The sequence below is a fragment of the Brevibacterium aurantiacum genome (genome assembly GCF_007558825.1).
Classification (GTDB): Bacteria; Actinomycetota; Actinomycetes; order Actinomycetales; family Brevibacteriaceae; genus Brevibacterium; species Brevibacterium aurantiacum_A.
Window position 1 is genome coordinate 395,648 of the sequence record NZ_VLTK01000003.1, and the last position, 15,757, is coordinate 411,404.

16 protein-coding genes are annotated in these 15,757 nt (G+C 63.8%); all 16 read right to left on the reverse strand.

Annotation, left to right across the window (positions count from 1 at the left end; translation table 11 throughout):
- Positions 1 to 3 precede the first annotated feature (3 nt).
- Complete coding sequence (carA, locus tag FO013_RS06735; RefSeq protein ID WP_143921789.1) at positions 4 to 1,155, reverse strand: glutamine-hydrolyzing carbamoyl-phosphate synthase small subunit; 1,152 nt, start codon at positions 1,153 to 1,155, stop codon at positions 4 to 6.
- Positions 1,152 to 1,646, reverse strand: coding sequence for a PH-like domain-containing protein (locus tag FO013_RS06740; protein ID WP_143921790.1), 495 nt, complete (start codon positions 1,644 to 1,646; stop codon positions 1,152 to 1,154). The genes carA and FO013_RS06740 overlap by 4 nt, the downstream gene beginning before the upstream one ends.
- Positions 1,631 to 2,950, reverse strand: coding sequence for a dihydroorotase (locus FO013_RS06745; RefSeq protein ID WP_143921791.1), 1,320 nt, complete (start codon positions 2,948 to 2,950; stop codon positions 1,631 to 1,633). Before FO013_RS06745 ends, FO013_RS06740 begins: the two co-directional genes overlap by 16 nt.
- Positions 2,943 to 3,923 carry an aspartate carbamoyltransferase catalytic subunit gene (locus tag FO013_RS06750; RefSeq protein WP_143921792.1) on the reverse strand — a complete coding sequence of 327 codons (981 nt, stop codon included), beginning with the start codon at positions 3,921 to 3,923 and terminating at the stop codon, positions 2,943 to 2,945. The genes FO013_RS06745 and FO013_RS06750 overlap by 8 nt, the downstream gene beginning before the upstream one ends.
- A complete protein-coding gene (gene pyrR / locus FO013_RS06755) occupies positions 3,920 to 4,471 on the reverse strand; it encodes a bifunctional pyr operon transcriptional regulator/uracil phosphoribosyltransferase PyrR (protein WP_143921793.1) in 552 nt (183 codons plus the stop codon). Before pyrR ends, FO013_RS06750 begins: the two co-directional genes overlap by 4 nt.
- Positions 4,472 to 4,581: 110 nt before the next feature.
- A complete protein-coding gene (gene nusB, locus FO013_RS06760; protein ID WP_143921794.1) occupies positions 4,582 to 4,989 on the reverse strand; it encodes a transcription antitermination factor NusB in 408 nt (135 codons plus the stop codon).
- Positions 4,990 to 5,550: an elongation factor P gene (gene efp, locus FO013_RS06765; RefSeq protein ID WP_143921795.1), complete on the reverse strand. Its 561-nt coding sequence runs from the start codon at positions 5,548 to 5,550 to the stop codon at positions 4,990 to 4,992.
- Positions 5,551 to 5,665: 115 nt separating this feature from the next.
- Positions 5,666 to 6,781: a 3-dehydroquinate synthase gene (gene aroB, locus FO013_RS06770; RefSeq protein ID WP_143921796.1), complete on the reverse strand. Its 1,116-nt coding sequence runs from the start codon at positions 6,779 to 6,781 to the stop codon at positions 5,666 to 5,668.
- Positions 6,782 to 6,860: 79 nt separating this feature from the next.
- Positions 6,861 to 7,484 carry a shikimate kinase gene (locus tag FO013_RS06775; protein ID WP_143921797.1) on the reverse strand — a complete coding sequence of 208 codons (624 nt, stop codon included), beginning with the start codon at positions 7,482 to 7,484 and terminating at the stop codon, positions 6,861 to 6,863.
- A complete protein-coding gene (gene aroC / locus FO013_RS06780) occupies positions 7,481 to 8,686 on the reverse strand; it encodes a chorismate synthase (protein ID WP_143921798.1) in 1,206 nt (401 codons plus the stop codon). Before aroC ends, FO013_RS06775 begins: the two co-directional genes overlap by 4 nt.
- 10 nt (positions 8,687 to 8,696) lie before the next feature.
- A complete protein-coding gene (locus FO013_RS06785; RefSeq protein ID WP_143921799.1) occupies positions 8,697 to 9,473 on the reverse strand; it encodes an A24 family peptidase in 777 nt (258 codons plus the stop codon).
- 27 nt (positions 9,474 to 9,500) lie between these two features.
- Positions 9,501 to 10,469 carry a shikimate dehydrogenase family protein gene (locus tag FO013_RS06790; protein WP_143921800.1) on the reverse strand — a complete coding sequence of 323 codons (969 nt, stop codon included), beginning with the start codon at positions 10,467 to 10,469 and terminating at the stop codon, positions 9,501 to 9,503.
- Positions 10,466 to 11,608 carry an endolytic transglycosylase MltG gene (gene mltG, locus FO013_RS06795; RefSeq protein WP_143921801.1) on the reverse strand — a complete coding sequence of 381 codons (1,143 nt, stop codon included), beginning with the start codon at positions 11,606 to 11,608 and terminating at the stop codon, positions 10,466 to 10,468. Before mltG ends, FO013_RS06790 begins: the two co-directional genes overlap by 4 nt.
- Positions 11,605 to 12,081, reverse strand: a complete 477-nt coding sequence (gene ruvX / locus FO013_RS06800) for a Holliday junction resolvase RuvX (protein ID WP_143921802.1) — start codon at positions 12,079 to 12,081, stop codon at positions 11,605 to 11,607. Before ruvX ends, mltG begins: the two co-directional genes overlap by 4 nt.
- On the reverse strand, positions 12,078 to 14,732 hold the full coding sequence (gene alaS / locus FO013_RS06805; RefSeq protein WP_143921803.1) for an alanine--tRNA ligase: 2,655 nt from the start codon (positions 14,730 to 14,732) through the stop codon (positions 12,078 to 12,080). Before alaS ends, ruvX begins: the two co-directional genes overlap by 4 nt.
- Before the next feature lie 175 nt (positions 14,733 to 14,907).
- Positions 14,908 to 15,507: a 30S ribosomal protein S4 gene (gene rpsD, locus FO013_RS06810; RefSeq protein WP_186293019.1), complete on the reverse strand. Its 600-nt coding sequence runs from the start codon at positions 15,505 to 15,507 to the stop codon at positions 14,908 to 14,910.
- Positions 15,508 to 15,757 lie beyond the last annotated feature (250 nt).

Consider the following 15,757-nt stretch of genomic DNA (forward strand, 5'->3'; position numbering starts at 1 on the left):
TCCTTAGGCCTGTGCGACCTGGGAAGCGGACATGAGGTCGATGAAGCGATCGAACAGGTAGCTCGAATCGTGGGGCCCGGCTGCGGCCTCCGGATGGAATTGGACGGAGAACGCGGGGAGGTCGAGGCACTGGAGTCCTTCGACCACGTCATCGTTGAGGCACACGTGGGAGACGGCGACACGGCCGAAACTCTCATCATGTGGTGCCTGTGTCTCACTATCCAAAGGCGCGTCGACGGCGAAGCCGTGGTTCTGCGAGGTGATCTCGACTTTGTCTGTGGTGCGATCCATGACGGGGACGTTGATGCCGCGATGGCCGAAGGGCAGTTTGTATGTGCCGAAGCCCAGCGCTCGGCCCAGCAGCTGGTTGCCGAAGCAGATGCCGAAGAACGGGATCTTCGCGCCGAGGACCTCGCGGAGTAGTTCGACCTGAGCATCGGCGGTCGCTGGGTCCCCGGGACCATTGGAGAAGAAGACTCCGTCGACACCCAATGCCGTGATCTCGGCGAAGCTCGTCGTGGCGGGCAGAACGTGGACGTCGATGCCCCGTTCGCTCAGGCGTTGGGGGGTCATCGACTTGATACCCAGGTCCAGGGCTGCGACGCTGAACTTCTTCTCGCCCACTGCGGGGATGAGCTGGGGCTCGGTGATCGAGACCTCTTCGGCCAGTTTCGCTCCGGCCATGTGCGGTGAGGCCTGGACCTTGGCCAGCAGCTCATCGTCGTCGGCCTCGGCGGCAGGACCGGAGAAGATTCCCATGCGCATTGCACCGGCTTCGCGCAGATGCAGTGTCAGGGCACGGGTGTCGACGTCGCTGATGCCCACGATGCCCGATTCTTCGAGGCGGGTGGACAGGTCTCCGATGGAGCGCCAGTTCGAGGACACGCGCGACGCGTCACGGACAACGTAGCCGGCGACCCAGATCTTCGCCGATTCGTCATCATCATCGGTGATTCCCGTGTTGCCGATGTGCGGCGCGGTCTGGATCACTATCTGACGATGATAGGACGGGTCGGTCAGGGTCTCCTGATAACCGGACATTGCGGTGACGAAGACCGCTTCGCCCAGGGTCTCTCCGATAGCGCCGTAGGCAGAGCCTCGGAACGTGCGTCCGTCTTCGAGGACGAGGACAGCAGGTGTGGTGGACAGTCTCATTGTGCCTCTTCGATCATTTCGCGGATGCGGTCGACGGTGGGGTTGGTGCTGGCGGCGTAGCGCGCGCGGAAGCCGGTGTCGACGAGGGTCTCCCCCAGCCGCCAGGTGATGCGCACGATGCCGCCGCGTTCGACGAATTTGCCGATCATGCCGGCGGTGGTGTCGACGGAGACGATATCGCGCCTGGGGATCAGGAAGTCCTCACGACCCGCGAGATCCATGACCACCCCGCCGTCGGTGATGACGATCTCTCCCGTGGTGCGGATGCCGAGACCATGGACGGCGACTCGTTCGAGCGGATGTCCGGCCAGGGTCGTCGACACATATGACCCTTCGACGGGGTCCGCGACGGGTTTGATTCCCATATGTGGTTTCGCCGGCTGCGGCACCACTGTCTGGCTCTTCTTTCGTCGGCTCCACCCCCAGGTGATCGCGAGGATCAGGAGGAGGAAGACGACTGCGATGATGATGACGCTTACTGGTCTGTCCATGATGCTCCTGCCGGGTGGGGTGTGCTGAGTCGTCCGCCGGAGAGCACACGGTGGCCGTAGAAGAACGTGTCGGTGATCGAGGTGGAGACCTCAAGACCGGCAAACGGGTTGTTGCGACCCTTCGTCGCATGGTCGGCGGGCACGATCGTGTGCGTGGAGTTCGGGTCGATGAGCACGATGTTGGCACTGGAGCCGCTCTCGAGGCTGCCGTGTCCTGTTGCTCCGGTGATGCGTGCCGGTGTTGCCGACATCACGCGGGCGAGGTCGCGGTAGTCGAAGTCGTAGTCGGACATCGCCTCGACGACGATGGGCAGCGCTGTCTCCATGCCGACCATGCCCATGGCCGCTGCCGTCCATTCGCTGCATTTGTGTTCGGCTGTATGCGGAGCGTGGTCGGTGCCGATGACGTCGATCGTGCCGTCGGCAAGCGCTTCGCGCAGTGCGGTGACGTCGGCTTCGGTCCGCAGCGGCGGGTTCACCTTGTAGACGGGGTCGAAGCTGCGGACGAGTTCGTCGGTGAGCATCAGGTGGTGCGGGGTGACCTCGGCGGTGATCTCGACTCCGCGGGACTTCGCCCAGCGGATGATGTCGACGCTGCCCTTGGTCGATACATGGCAGATGTGCAGCCGCGAGCCCACATGTTCGGCCAGGAGCACGTCGCGGGCGATGATCGATTCCTCGGCCACCGCCGGCCAGCCGGGAAGTCCCAGCTCCGCAGAGACGACGCCCTCGTTCATCTGCGCCCCCTCGGTCAGTCGCGGCTCCTGGGCGTGCTGGGCGATGACTCCGTCGAAGGTCTTGACGTACTCGAGTGCCCTACGCATGAGCAGCGGGTCTGAGACGCAGATGCCGTCGTCGGAGAAGATCCGAACTCGAGCCGCCGAGCGGGCCATGGCTCCGATTTCGGCGAGGTTCTGTCCCTCCAGGCCGATGGTCACGGCTCCGATGGGCACGACTTCGGTGTAGCCGGCTGTCCGGCCGAGTCGGTGGACCTGTTCGACGACGCCTGCGGTGTCCGCGACGGGGGCTGTGTTCGCCATCGCATGAACGCAGGTGAAGCCGCCCGAGGCGGCCGCGCGCGACCCGCTCAGGATCGTCTCCGCATCTTCTTTGCCCGGTTCCCGCAGGTGTGTGTGCATGTCGACGAGGCCGGGCAGGGCGATGAGCCCGTCGGCGTTCACGAGTTCCACATCGCTGCCGTCGGGGTCGAGCAGATCGGGGTCGACGATGGTCGAATCCTTGATCGCAATATCGGCGATTCCCTGGCCCAGCACGTTCGCACCGCGGATCAGATAATCAGTCATTGGTCTCCTCCTGACCTGTCAAGAGGCGGTACAGGACCGCCATTCGTACGCTCACTCCGTTCTCAACCTGGTCGAGGATGAGGGCGCGCGGTGAGTCGGCGGCTGCCGCTGAGATCTCGAAGCCGCGGTTCATCGGCCCCGGGTGCATGATGAATGTCTCCTTGGGCAGTCCGGCCAGCCGGGCTGCGGAGAGTCCCCACAGTCGTGCGTATTCGCGTTCGTTGGGGAAGAACGATTCGTGCATGCGCTCGTGCTGGACGCGCAGCATCATCACGGCTGCGAACTCCTCGGAGTGCAGCGCCTCGTCGAGGTCGTAGTGCAGAGTCACGGGCCAGGTTTCAACGCCCCATGGAAGCAGCGTCGGGGGTGCGATGAGGTGAACTTCGGCGCCGAGGTTGGCCAGCAGATGGACGTTCGACCGTGCTACGCGTGAGTGCAGCACGTCACCGACGATGGCGACCTTTGCGCCGTCAAGCCCTCGACCCCGCGGTCCGTCCTTGACCGCCCCTGAAGCGGAGAACCCGCCGAGGGCGCGACGCAGGGTGAAGGCATCGAGCAGCGCCTGCGTGGGGTGTTCGTGAGTGCCGTCGCCGGCGTTGACGACGGGGACGTCGATCCAGCCGGTGTGGGCCAGTCGATGCGGGGTGCCCGATCCGGGATGTCGGACGACGAGCGCATCGGCGCCCATGGCCGAAATGGTCTGGATCGTGTCCTGCAGGCTTTCGCCCTTGGATACGGACGAGCCTTTGGCGGAGAAATTGAGGACGTCGGCCGAGAGCCTTTTGGCAGCGGCTTCGAAGGACAGGCGGGTGCGCGTCGAATCCTCGAAGAACAGATTGACCACGGTGCGTCCACGCAGCACGGGCAGCTTCTTGACCTCGCGTTCGGAGACCTGTGTCATCTCCTCGGCGATGTCGAGGATCGAGATGGCGTCTTCGCGGCTCAGCGAGACGGTGTCGAGGAGGTGCTTCATTCGCGGCCCCCCGAGATCGTGACGCCGTCTTCGCCGTCGATCTCCGCCAGGGAGACGTTGACGCGTTCGCTGCTCGAGGTGGGCAGGTTCTTGCCGACGTGGTCGGCTCGGATCGGCAGGTCACGGTGGCCCCGGTCGACGAGGACGGCGAGCCGGACCCTGGACGGACGACCCAGATCGGAGAGCGCATCGAGTGCAGCTCTGATCGTGCGGCCGGAGAAGAGCACATCGTCGACGAGGACGACGGTCTTGGCATCGATGCCCTCGGCGGGGATGGTGGTGGGTTCTGGAGCGCGGTAGGAGCCGCTGCGCAGATCGTCACGGTACATCGTGATGTCGAGGCTTCCGACGAGTTCGCCTGCCATCTCCGGACGCCCGGAGATCGAGGCGATCTGTTCTGCCAGTCGAGTGGCCAAGGGCACCCCGCGGCGTGGGATGCCGAGCAGAACGAGGTCGCCGCTGCCTTTGTTGGACTCGATGATCTCGTGGGCGATACGGGTCATTGCCCGCTTCATATCTGGGGCATCGAGCACTGTTCGCTGTGTCATGCTTCCCCTTCTCCGCCTCTCCGGACGGTGGTTAAAGGAGTGGTTCGATTCGATTGTAGTCCTCGTATGAGTGAGGTCGGTGCGCGGGTCCGGATTCCGGACCCGCGGACTCAGATCAGGGTGGGCTTGACGTCCAGGACGCGTGAGAGCAGTCCCGAGATGAACCCTGGCGAGTCGTCCGTTGAGAACTGTTTGGCCAGCGAGACGGCTTCGTCGATGGCTGCCTTGTCAGGCACCTCATCGTTGAAGAGGATCTCCCAGGTTCCGATCTGGAGCAGGGCCAGGTCGACGGCCGGCATCCGCTCCAGAGTCCAGCCCTCCGCGTAGGTGGCGATGATCTCGTCGATCTCGTCACGATGGCTCGTGACTCCTTCGACGATCTCCACCGCGTAGGCCTTCATCGGATAGTCGGGGTCGTTGGACCGCATGGTCACGACCTGATCGGTGTCGAGGCGACGCTGTCCTGCCTCGAACATGAGTTCCAAGGCCCGACGGCGGGCCCGCGTTCGTGCTGACACTTACTTGACGCGACCCAGGTAGTCGCCGTTGCGGGTGTCCACCTTGACCTTGGTGCCCTCTTCGAGGAACAGGGGCACCTGGATGTCGTAGCCGGTCTCCAGCGTTGCAGGCTTGGAGCCACCGGTCGAGCGGTCGCCCTGCAGCCCAGGTTCCGTGTGGGTGATCAGCAGCTCGACCGAAGGCGGCAGTTCCACAGAGAGCGCGGTGCCCTCGTGGAAGGAGATCTGCAGGTTCTGGTTCTCGAGCATGTAGTTGGCGGCATCGCCGACGAGGTCGGGAGAGACGCTGACCTGGTCGTAGTCCTCGGCGTCCATGAAGACGTAGTCGGTGCCGTCATGGTAGAGGTACTGCATATCGCGACGGTCGACATTGGCTGTCTCGACCTTGGTCCCGGCGTTGAAGGTCTTGTCGATGATCTTGCCGGAGATGACGTTCTTGAGCTTGGTGCGGACGAATGCCGGACCTTTGCCGGGCTTGACGTGCTGGAACTCCAGCACCTGCCACAGCTGCTTGTCGATATTGAGCACAAGGCCGTTCTTCAGGTCGTTGGTTGAAGCCACTAATTCGTCCTTCTTCGTGTCAGTCTTGGCCACCGCGAGGTGATTTGGTGTGTCTGGCAGTTTCGCCAAACAGCAATTCTAGCAAGCTCGGGTAGCAGCTGCCATCTTGGGCCACTCAGCCCAGATCTGTGCCGAGCATGACGCGGGGCGAGTCCTCGCCGATCTCCTGGTAGGCCGTGTGGAGAATTGAGACGTCCGGGATCTCCACCGTCGTGGGTGCGCCCACCTCGCTCAGCAGCACCATGCGCAGCATCGAACCGCGCGCCTTCTTGTCTCGCTTCATCGTATCCAGGAGCTGCGGCCAGACATCGGCACGGTAGGCGATGGGCAGGCCCAGCTTGGTCAGCAGCTCACGATGGAGGTCGACGGTCTCCGGCGAGAGGCTCTTGACCATCGCCGCTACCTCGGCGGCGAAGACCATGCCCACGGATACCGCGGCGCCGTGGCGCCACTGATAGCGCTCTTTGTGCTCGATGGCGTGGGCGAGGGTGTGGCCGTAGTTGAGGATCTCGCGGCGTCCGGACTCCTTGTAGTCGTCTGCGACGACCTCGGCCTTGACGGCGATGGCGCGTTCGATGAGCTCACGCAGGACGGGACCATCCACCTCGGCGATCTCAGCCTTCGAATGCCTGCTCACCAGATCGAGGATCGCGGGATCGGCGATGAAGCCGGTCTTGACCACCTCGGCGAGGCCGGTGAAGAGCTCGTTCTCCGGCAGCGTCTGCAGGGTGTCGAGGTCCACGAGGACGCCCTGGGGCGCGTGGAAGGAACCGACGAGGTTCTTGCCTTCAGCGGTGTTGATTCCGGTCTTGCCGCCGATGGCCGCATCGACCATTCCGAGGACCGTGGTGGGAATGTGGATGACGGAGATTCCGCGCAGCCAGGTTGCTGCGACGAAGCCGCCGAGGTCGGAGACGGCTCCTCCGCCGACAGTGATGATGGCATCGGTGCGGGTGAAGTCGCTCTGACCGAGGACCTGCCAGCAGAACGCGGCGACCTGCACATGTTTGGCTTCCTCCGCATCGGGGATCTCGGCCACAATCGCATCGAGACCCGTTGCACGCAGGTCATCACGGACCGTCTCCCCTGTTGTCCGCAGAGCCCGCGGATGGATGACGAGCACCTTCTCGACGCGGGGACCGAGGAGCTCGGGAAGTTCGCCCAGGAGACCTTGGCCCACGAGAACCGGATAGTTCCCGCCGGCTTCGACATTGATGCGTGTGAGACTCATTCGTGCACTTTCCCCTTTGCTGCCTCCGGGCATGACATGACCGCGGTGGCTGAACTCTGAACCGGTTGCGACCTCAAGCCTAACTCTCCGGGTCGCGGCCCGAGTACTTGGCATACTCCTCCGCACGCTGCAGACCGGTGAGGACGTCGACGACGCGGTTGACGATGGTCGAGGGATGCGAATTCGAGGCATGTACACGGAAGGTCGCGACCTGATCATAGAGAGGTTCACGCTCGTTCACGAGCGCCAACCAGTTCTCGACCGGGGTTCCCGCACCGCGCAGCAGCGGTCTGTGCGGGGAGTTCAGTCGAGTCACGACGGTGTCGACATCGATGTCGATGTGCACGACCTTGATCGCGGGATGGCCCAGCTGGGCACGGGTGCCCGGGTTGAGAATCGCTCCCCCGCCCAGGGAGACGATGCCTGGACGGTCGAGCAGACGACGCAGGGCGCGCCGGACGACCTCGCGTTCGATCCGTCGGAAATGGTCCTCACCACGCTCGACGAAGATCTCTGCGATGACGCCGTACTTGTCGACGATGTTCGCATCGGTGTCGATGAGCGGCAGATCGAGACGATCAGCCAGGAGACGACCGATCGTGGATTTGCCGGCCGCAGGCGGTCCAGTCAGGACGATGCGCGACTGCGAGGCCGGGACCGGTTCCAGCGGTGGAACCGGTTTCGGGTGCGGGCGTTGAGTCATCGGCCGATGCGGAGGTTCTCCGGAATGGCCGCCACGTAGGCATCCAGGTTCCGCTTGGTCTCGGCCACGGAGTCTCCGCCGAACTTCTCCACCACTGCCTCGGCGAGAACGAGAGCCACCATCGCCTCAGCCACGACACCGGAGGCTGGAACCGCGCACACGTCTGAGCGCTGGTGGTTGGCCTTGGCAGGTTCACCGGTGACGACGTCGACGGTGGCCAGAGCGCGTGGGACCGTAGCGATGGGCTTCATGCCTGCCCGGACTCGCAGCGGTCCACCTGTCGACATTCCGCCCTCGGTGCCGCCTGCGCGGTTGCTGACGCGTCGGATAACCTCGTCACCCACGGCGAGTTCATCGTGGGCTGCGGACCCGGGGCGCCTGGTAGTGAGGAAGCCGTCGCCGACCTCGACGCCCTTGATCGCCTGAATGCCCATCAGGGCCCCGGCAAGTCGGGAGTCGAGCCGACGGTCCCAGTGGACGTGCGAGCCAAGACCGGGCGGCAGGTCATAGGCGAGAACCTCGACGACTCCACCGAGGGTGTCGCCAGCCTTCTTCGCAGCATCGATCTGCTCAACCATGCGAGCGGAGAGTTCCGGGTCGAAACAGCGCACGGGATCGGCATCGAGTGCGTCGACGTCCGTTGCCGACGGCAATGCTGGTTCGGTCGCAGTCTCTGCGGATTCCGCAGCCGTGCCGATTGCCACGGTATGGGAGACGAGCGTGATGCCGAGTTCGCCCAGGAAGTTCGCGGCGATGGTGCCCAACGCCACACGCATTGCCGTTTCTCGGGCCGAGGCACGTTCGAGGATCGGTCGAGCCTCGTCGAATCCGTATTTCTGCATGCCGACGATATCGGCATGACCGGGCCGCGGTCGGGTCAGCGGGGCGTTCCGAGCCTGACCGGCGAGTTCGTCCTCGTCGATCGGGTCGGGGCTCATCACGGTCTCCCATTTGGGCCATTCCGTGTTCCCGACCTCGACGGCCACGGGTGAGCCCAATGTCTGCCCGTGTCGCACTCCGCCGAGGAGGCGAACCTCGTCGGCTTCGAACTTCATCCGCGCTCCACGGCCATAGCCCAGTCTGCGTCGAGCTAAGCTCGCGCGGATGTCTTCCCTGGTGATAGGAACGTGGGCGGGAAGCCCCTCAATGATCCCAGTCAGCGCTTCGCCGTGGGATTCGCCTGCAGTCAGCCATCTCAACATTCAACCGATTCTACAAAAGGATTGGGCCAAGCACCGACCCGAACCACATTCCGGATAGCATTGCCGGTCCGAATGCGATCGTCGTCGCCTTCAGGCTGCGTTTCGCAGCGGCTGCCAGGAGGGCTGCGATGCCGGCGATGAGCATCATGATGATGAAGACGAGCGCCGGTGCCCATGGGGAGAACAGTGTGGGCACACCGAATACGACGAACGCCAGTTTGACGTCGCCGAGGCCCATCGTGCGCGCGTGCATCACCCGTCCGCTCAGGTAGAGGACGCCGAAGAACAGGACCCCGGCGACTCCGGCGATGAGACCGAGGCCCCAGATGGCGGACTCCCCCAGCAGCTGCCCGAGAACGAAGGTGAGAAGTTCGATTCCGATGAGCGGATACACGATCCGATCCGGCAGCCGATGGATGACGATGTCGACGACAGCGAGGTACGGGGTGGCAGCGGCCGCTGCACCCAGGCTCAGAGCCAGCAGAAGCCGGTCGACGGACCCGATGTCGGCACTATGACCGGCGCCTGACATTGAGCCGGCATCGGATAGTGAGCCGGAGCCGGGTGCCGCGCCGGCGGCGGGGAAGAGCAGTGCGGCCGCAACTGCCAAGACGATGCCGAGGATCACTAAGGGCAGAGGGCGGAAAAGACGAGTCTTCGCGAGCACGGCAGCGTGGTCGTCATCGGCCAGCCACCACGAGGTGCTGCGGGCCAGGAGAATGCCGAGACCAGCACTGATGACGGCGCTGACTCCGATCGGCCACCCGTGGAGAACTCCGATGTCCACCCTCGCCCGCCCTTTCCGTCCTTCTGGTCAGTCGCCTGCCGGCCCAGGTCGATCTTCGAGTGCGCTGTACATGGCTGCTGTGATCACGGCGCGCCGCTCAGCGTTCTGCGTTGGGCCCTGAGTGAGGCAGGGCTCGGCATCCGCTGCTTCGGCCGCGGCGATGAACATCTCCGACTGTGCAACGGCCTGCTCGACGAGCATCACCGTGCCCTCTACCGGGATGAGGCCGTGGGATTCGGCTGCCTGAAGGAAGTCGGACTCCGCAGCATAGGCGACGTCGAGGGCAACTCCGCAGCGGAAGCCGGGAGACCACTGCAGTTCGAGGACAGCCTCGGCGGGGAGGGTCGAGATGACAACGGCGGAGGGTCCGATCTGTCTCAGCGGCGCGGTGGACGCCGACACTCCAAGCTGTTTGCTGAGGTCGAGGACCCGTCCGGCCCGATCAGGGTTTCTGACGAGGAATTCGACCGTGGCGATGCCCAGTTCGCGGCAGGCCAGCAGCGCCGAAGCCGCGGTCGCTCCTGCACCCAGGATGGTCGCTCTGTCAGCACCATCGCCGTCGGCCGTGCTCACGCCTGCAGTCGCGCCGAGACCTGCGGCCGTGGCCGATATCGCGGCGGTGACTGCTGCTTCCCGATAGGTGTTGAGACCCGGAGTCAGCGCGCGCACGATGCCCTGCACGTCGGTGTTGGCAACCGACGTCGCCCCACCTCGGCGAACCAGTGTGTTCGCCACTCCGGTCAGCCCGGCTGTGTCATCGAGGCCCCACCCATGGGTCAACGCGAGTTCGACGAGCCGTTCCTTCAAAGGCATCGTCAGCGAGAATCCGATCTGGCTTCGGTGAGCTGCCAGGAAGGATTCGAGGTCCTCCGCGCCGATGTCGAAACTGGCGTATTCGCTGCTGTGGAGGCCCAGGGCCTGAAATGCCGCACGATGAAGCAGCGGCGATTTGGAATGGGCGATCGGGCGACCGAGCACCGCAGCCGAGATCGTCATTTGTCGCCGTTGGCCTCTCCGTGCTCCTTGAGCCATTTCCGATAGATCTCGACATTCTTCCGATGCTCGTCGTAGGTGTCGGCGAATTTGGTCTCCCCGGTGTCCGGGTTCGTGGCCACGAAGAACTGCCAATCACCTTTGGTGGGATTGAGCGCGGCATCGACTGCTCCGGCGCTGGGCGAATTGATCGGTCCCGGTGGCAGCCCCTTCTTCTTGTACGTGTTGTACGGGCTGTCGGACTCGCGCTCCTCCTTCGTCGTCGTCAGGTCACTGCGGGCACCGTGGATATAGGCCACCGTCGCATCGGACTGGAGCAGTTCGCCGGTCCTCGAATCCTCTGAGATGCGGTTGAGGAAGACCTGCGCCACCTTCTTTCGGACCTCTTCGTCACCGGGCGATTCGATTTCGACGAGGCTCGCCAGGGTCATGATCCGATTCGCGTCGTCGAGATCGATGTCAGCGTTCTCGATCTCAAGCTTCGTCTTATTGACCATCTCGGACACGATGTCCTCGGCCGTTTTGTCCTGGTTCAGTTCGTAGGTTGCCGGATACAGATACCCCTCCAGGCTGGGGGCATCGACGTCGAGGCCGTAATCCTTCGGGGTCTTGTCATCGATGGCTTTGTCGACGGCTTCGGCCTTCATTCCCGACTCGACCATCGTCGATTTGATCTGGTCGATCTTGCGGCCCTCGGCGATCGTGATCGTGGGAGGTTTGATCGGATTGACGATCGCTTCCACTGCTGATTTGGAACTCATCTTCTCGCGCAGAATGATCGGCCCGGCCTGGATCGTGATATCGCGGCGCTCGACCTCGTCGAGGAACGGCTCGGAGTTCATGATCACCCCGGCCTCGACGAGCTGATTGGCCACGGAGCGGGCAGAGGCTCCCGGCGGGATCTCGATCGTGACCTCGCTGGTGCCGGCGCCCTCGTAGTCGCCTTTGGGACCGAACAGGTCATCGAAGACTCCGCCGGCGGCTCTGACACCGAAGAATCCTCCGATGCCGAATACGAGCACGCAGACGACGACGATGGCCGTCGTCCGACGTCTGCGCAGCATCCGGCGGCGCTTCTTTGCTCTGAGGTCGGACCTGGTCAGCCCTTCGTCTTCCGAGAACTCACCTGGGAACGGGCTCATAGCTCACTCTCCTCGTCGGGCATTGCTCGACCGGCTGGCTCACCGGTGTTGTGTTCGAATTCGAGGGCATTCTGCAAAATGATCACGGCTGCCTGGGCATCGACGATCTCACGACGTTGACGCGAGTTCTTCCCTGCGGCGGCGAGGGCGTGGTGAGCCTCGACCGTGGTGAAGCGCTCATCGACGAGGCGGATGGGCGTCGACGTAGCGAGGCTGATTCGCCTGGCGAAATCAAGTGCGGTCGCCGCCGCCGCCCGTGCCGCGCCGTCGAGGGATTTCGGGTCGCCGATGAGCAGTTCGATCGGTTCGTATTCGTCGATGATCTCCCGCAGCGCTCTCAGCGCAGCAGGCTCGTCGGTCCTCCGCACCACTGTCAGCGGCGTAGCGAGGATGCCGTCAGGGTCACTGCTGGCGACCCCGATGCGCACCGAACCGATGTCGAGGCCGATACGTCGGCCCCGGCGGAAACTCACTGGAGAGCTGCCTTGACCGCTGTGATGGCAGAGGGGATCGCGGAGGCATCGCTGCCGCCGCCCTGAGCGAGGTCGGGTTTGCCTCCTCCGCCGCCGCCGAGTTCACCGCAGGCCAGTGACACGAGCTTGCCGGCCTGCTGTCCCTCATCGCGTGAGGCAGCGGTCGTGGCGACCACGACAACGGGTTTTCCGTTGCTCGTTCCGATGCCGAGGACCACGGCGGATCGTTCCGAGACTCGACCGCGCAGGTCGGTGACGACTGTACGGATATCTCCCGCATTCGAGACCTCGCCGAGTTCGGCGACGACGAACAGAGTTGATCCCACGGTTTCGGCGTTGTCGAGGAATCTTCCTGCTGAGGCCAGGAGCTGCTGGGAGTTCAGGCGAGCGATCTCCTTCTCCGCATCCTTGAGCTTGGTCATCAGATCTCCGACGCGTTCGCGCACATCGGTTCCCGGCACCTTGAGCATGTCGGACAGGGAGGAGACGATGCTGCGTTCAGCTGCCAGCGAGCGGAAGGCGTCCATGCCGACGGCGGCTTCGATGCGGCGCACGCCTGAGCCCACGGAGGCTTCGGAGAGCACGGAGATCGGCCCGACCTCGGACGAAGCACCGACGTGTGTGCCTCCGCAGAGTTCGCGGGAGAATGGCCCGCCGATGTCGACGACGCGCACGATATTCGGGTACTTCTCACCGAAGAGCGCCATCGCACCTGACTTCCTGGCGTCCTCGAACGGCAGGAATTCGGTCCCGACCTCGTAGTTCGAACGAACGGCGAGGTTGGCGACGTCTTCGATCTCCGCCCGCATCTGCGGACTCGGGGCTTCAGGGAATGAGTAGTCGAAGCGCATGTAGCCCGGCTGGTTCATCGAGCCGGCCTGGACAGCGTGAGTACCGAGGATCTCGCGCAGCGCGGCGTGGACGAGGTGCGTGGCGGTGTGCGCTTGTGAACCCTGGAACCTGTGGTCGCGGTCGACGACGGCCAGGACCTCGGCCCCCACATGGATCTCGCCGTCGATGACTTCGACTCTGTGCGCGGGGAGCCCCTTGATGGGATTCTGCACGTCGAGGACGCGGGCGGTGAAACCATGGCCTTTGATGAGGCCGATATCGGCGCGCTGTCCGCCTGCCTCGGCGTAGAACGGAGTCAGATCGAGGATGAGGTCGGCGGACTGTCCCGGTGTCAGAACTTCCTGGGCGAGCCCGTCGACAACGATTCCACGCACCCGGGAGTCGGCTTCGAGGCGGTCGTAGCCGACGAACTCGGAGGCACCGTCTTCGAGCAGCGCAGAGTAGGCGGAGAGGTCGGTATGTCCGCCGCCCTTCTTCGCCTTCGCGTCGGCCTTGGCTCGGGTCCGCTGCTGACTCATGAGGGCGCGGAAGCCCTCTTCGTCAACGTGGACGCCCTGCTCGGAAGCCATTTCCAGAGTCAGGTCGATGGGGAATCCGTGGGTGTCGTGCAGAGCGAACGCCACGTCGCCGCTGATGGTCTTGTCCGACTCAGGCAGGGAGGCCGCAGCGTTCTGGAACAGCTGTGTGCCCGATTCCAGGGTCCGCAGGAAGGCCTTCTCCTCGGCGTAGGCGATGCGGGAGATGCGGTCGAAATCCGTCTCCAGCTCAGGGTAGGAGAGCTTCATCGATTCCATGGACACCGGCAGCAGCTCCGGCAGAACTTCGCTGGTCACGCCGAGGAGGCGCATCGCACGTACGGCACGGCGGAGGAGACGTCGGAGGATGTAGCCGCGGCCTTCGTTGCCAGGGCGGACACCATCGCCGATGATGATCAAGGAGGAGCGGACGTGGTCGGCCACGACTCGCATCTGCACGTCGGCCTCGTGATCGGCACCGTAGCTGTGGCCGGAGAGGCGGCTGGCGGCCTCGATGACGGGGAAGACTTCGTCGATCTCGTACATGTTCTCGACGCCTTGGAGCAGGAAGGCGACACGCTCGAGGCCCATGCCGGTGTCGATGTTCTTCGCGGGGAGGTCGCCGGCGATGTCGAAATCGACCTTCGACCGGACCTCGCTGAGTTCGAATTCCATGAACACGAGGTTCCAGATCTCGATGTACCGATCTTCATCGGCCACGGGACCGCCTTCGACACCGTAGTCCGGACCACGGTCGAAGTAGATCTCGGAGCAGTAGCCGCCGGGGCCGGGCTGACCGGTGTGCCAGAAATTGTCCTCGTTGTCGCGCGGCTGGATGCGCTCTCGTGGAATCGAGGTCTCCTCGAGCCACAGGTCGATGGTCTCGATATCGTCCTCATGGACTGTTGCCCACAGGCGGTTCTCGTCGAAGCCGAGACCACCGTCGTCCACGGGGTTCGTCAGCAGTCCCCAGGCGAAGCGAATGGCTTCGCGCTTGAAGTAGTCGCCGAAGGAGAAATTGCCATTCATCTGGAAGAAGGTGCCGTGGCGGGTGGTCTTTCCGACCTCTTCGATGTCGCCGGTGCGCACGCATTTCTGCACGCTCGTGGCGCGATTGAATGGGGCGGGCTCCCGACCGGAGAGATACGGGATGAACTGAACCATACCCGCGATGTTGAACAGGATCGATGGATCCGAGCTGATCACCGACGCTGAGGGGACGACTGCGTGCCCATTCGCTTCGAAGTAGTCCAACCAGCGCTGTTTGATCTCTGCCGTCTTCATCCAAGGCCTTTCACATGTTGCGTGTGCACTCTTGCACTCATCAGTGATTAGTTTAGTGGCTCATCCGCATTATGCGAGGTGCCGACGCTGCGCGCCGTCGACTTGCGTATGAATGCACAACTGCCCGGAACTCGACGTTCCGGGCAGTTGATGCCGTGCGATCCCTCTGGGGTGATCAGCGCGAGTAGTGCTCGACGACCAGCTGAACATCAACGGTCACAGGAACCTCTTCGCGCTTGGGGCGACGAAGCAGGGTGGTCTGCAGACCTTCGAGGTTGACATTGAGGTAGCCGGGAACTGCAGGGAGAACATCCTTGTGTCCACCGGCTGCTGCGACCTGGAACGGATCCATCGATGCACTGCGCTCGTGAACCTGGATGGTCTGTCCTTCCTTCACGCGGAATGAAGGACGATCGACGCGCTGGCCGTCAACGGTGATGTGACGGTGCACGACGAACTGACGCGCCTGGGCGATGGTCCGAGCGAAGCCCGAACGCAACACCAGCGCGTCGAGACGCATTTCGAGGAGCTCGACCATGGTCTCACCGGTCAGACCGGAGAGGCGGCTGGATTCCTTGTAGATCTTGAGCATCTGAGCTTCGCGGATGCCGTACTGGGCGCGAAGACGCTGCTTCTCCTTGAGACGGACCGAGTAGTCGCTGTCATTGCGACGACGTGCACGGCCGTGCTCGCCTGGAGGATACGGGCGACGCTCGAAGTACTTCTCCGCTTTCGGAGTCAGCGGCATGCCGAGGGCGCGCGAGACGCGCGTCATCCGGCGGTTACGTGCTGGTGCTGGCACTGTATTACCTTTCATCAATATGGTGTGTCTCGACCGGCCATGGGTTCTCGCCCAAGTCGACACGGTTGTTTCCCTGGATGGGAAAGAGGGATTGAGCGTCGAGATCCGCTCGCACCGACCGCCTTTAGGGTGCAGGCACAACAGCAACCAATCTTAGCGGATTCCACTCCCCCGGCGCAAAGCGACAGAACGGGGACTCGAGCGATGCGCCGCCGCGCTGCCG

Bases quoted from the DNA above. Each gene is read 5' to 3' on its own strand.
- carA (WP_143921789.1), bottom strand. From the start codon at position 1,155: ATGAGACTGTCCACCACACCTGCTGTCCTCGTCCTCGAAGACGGACGC.
- FO013_RS06740 (WP_143921790.1), bottom strand. From the start codon at position 1,646: ATGGACAGACCAGTAAGCGTCATCATCATCGCAGTCGTCTTCCTCCTC.
- FO013_RS06745 (WP_143921791.1), bottom strand. From the start codon at position 2,950: ATGACTGATTATCTGATCCGCGGTGCGAACGTGCTGGGCCAGGGAATC.
- FO013_RS06750 (WP_143921792.1), bottom strand. From the start codon at position 3,923: ATGAAGCACCTCCTCGACACCGTCTCGCTGAGCCGCGAAGACGCCATC.
- pyrR (WP_143921793.1), bottom strand. From the start codon at position 4,471: ATGACACAGCGAACAGTGCTCGATGCCCCAGATATGAAGCGGGCAATG.
- aroB (WP_143921796.1), bottom strand. From the start codon at position 6,781: ATGAGTCTCACACGCATCAATGTCGAAGCCGGCGGGAACTATCCGGTT.
- FO013_RS06775 (WP_143921797.1), bottom strand. From the start codon at position 7,484: ATGACTCAACGCCCGCACCCGAAACCGGTTCCACCGCTGGAACCGGTC.
- aroC (WP_143921798.1), bottom strand. From the start codon at position 8,686: ATGTTGAGATGGCTGACTGCAGGCGAATCCCACGGCGAAGCGCTGACT.
- FO013_RS06790 (WP_143921800.1), bottom strand. From the start codon at position 10,469: ATGACGATCTCGGCTGCGGTGCTCGGTCGCCCGATCGCCCATTCCAAA.
- mltG (WP_143921801.1), bottom strand. From the start codon at position 11,608: ATGAGCCCGTTCCCAGGTGAGTTCTCGGAAGACGAAGGGCTGACCAGG.
- alaS (WP_143921803.1), bottom strand. From the start codon at position 14,732: ATGAAGACGGCAGAGATCAAACAGCGCTGGTTGGACTACTTCGAAGCG.
- rpsD (WP_186293019.1), bottom strand. From the start codon at position 15,507: ATGACGCGCGTCTCGCGCGCCCTCGGCATGCCGCTGACTCCGAAAGCG.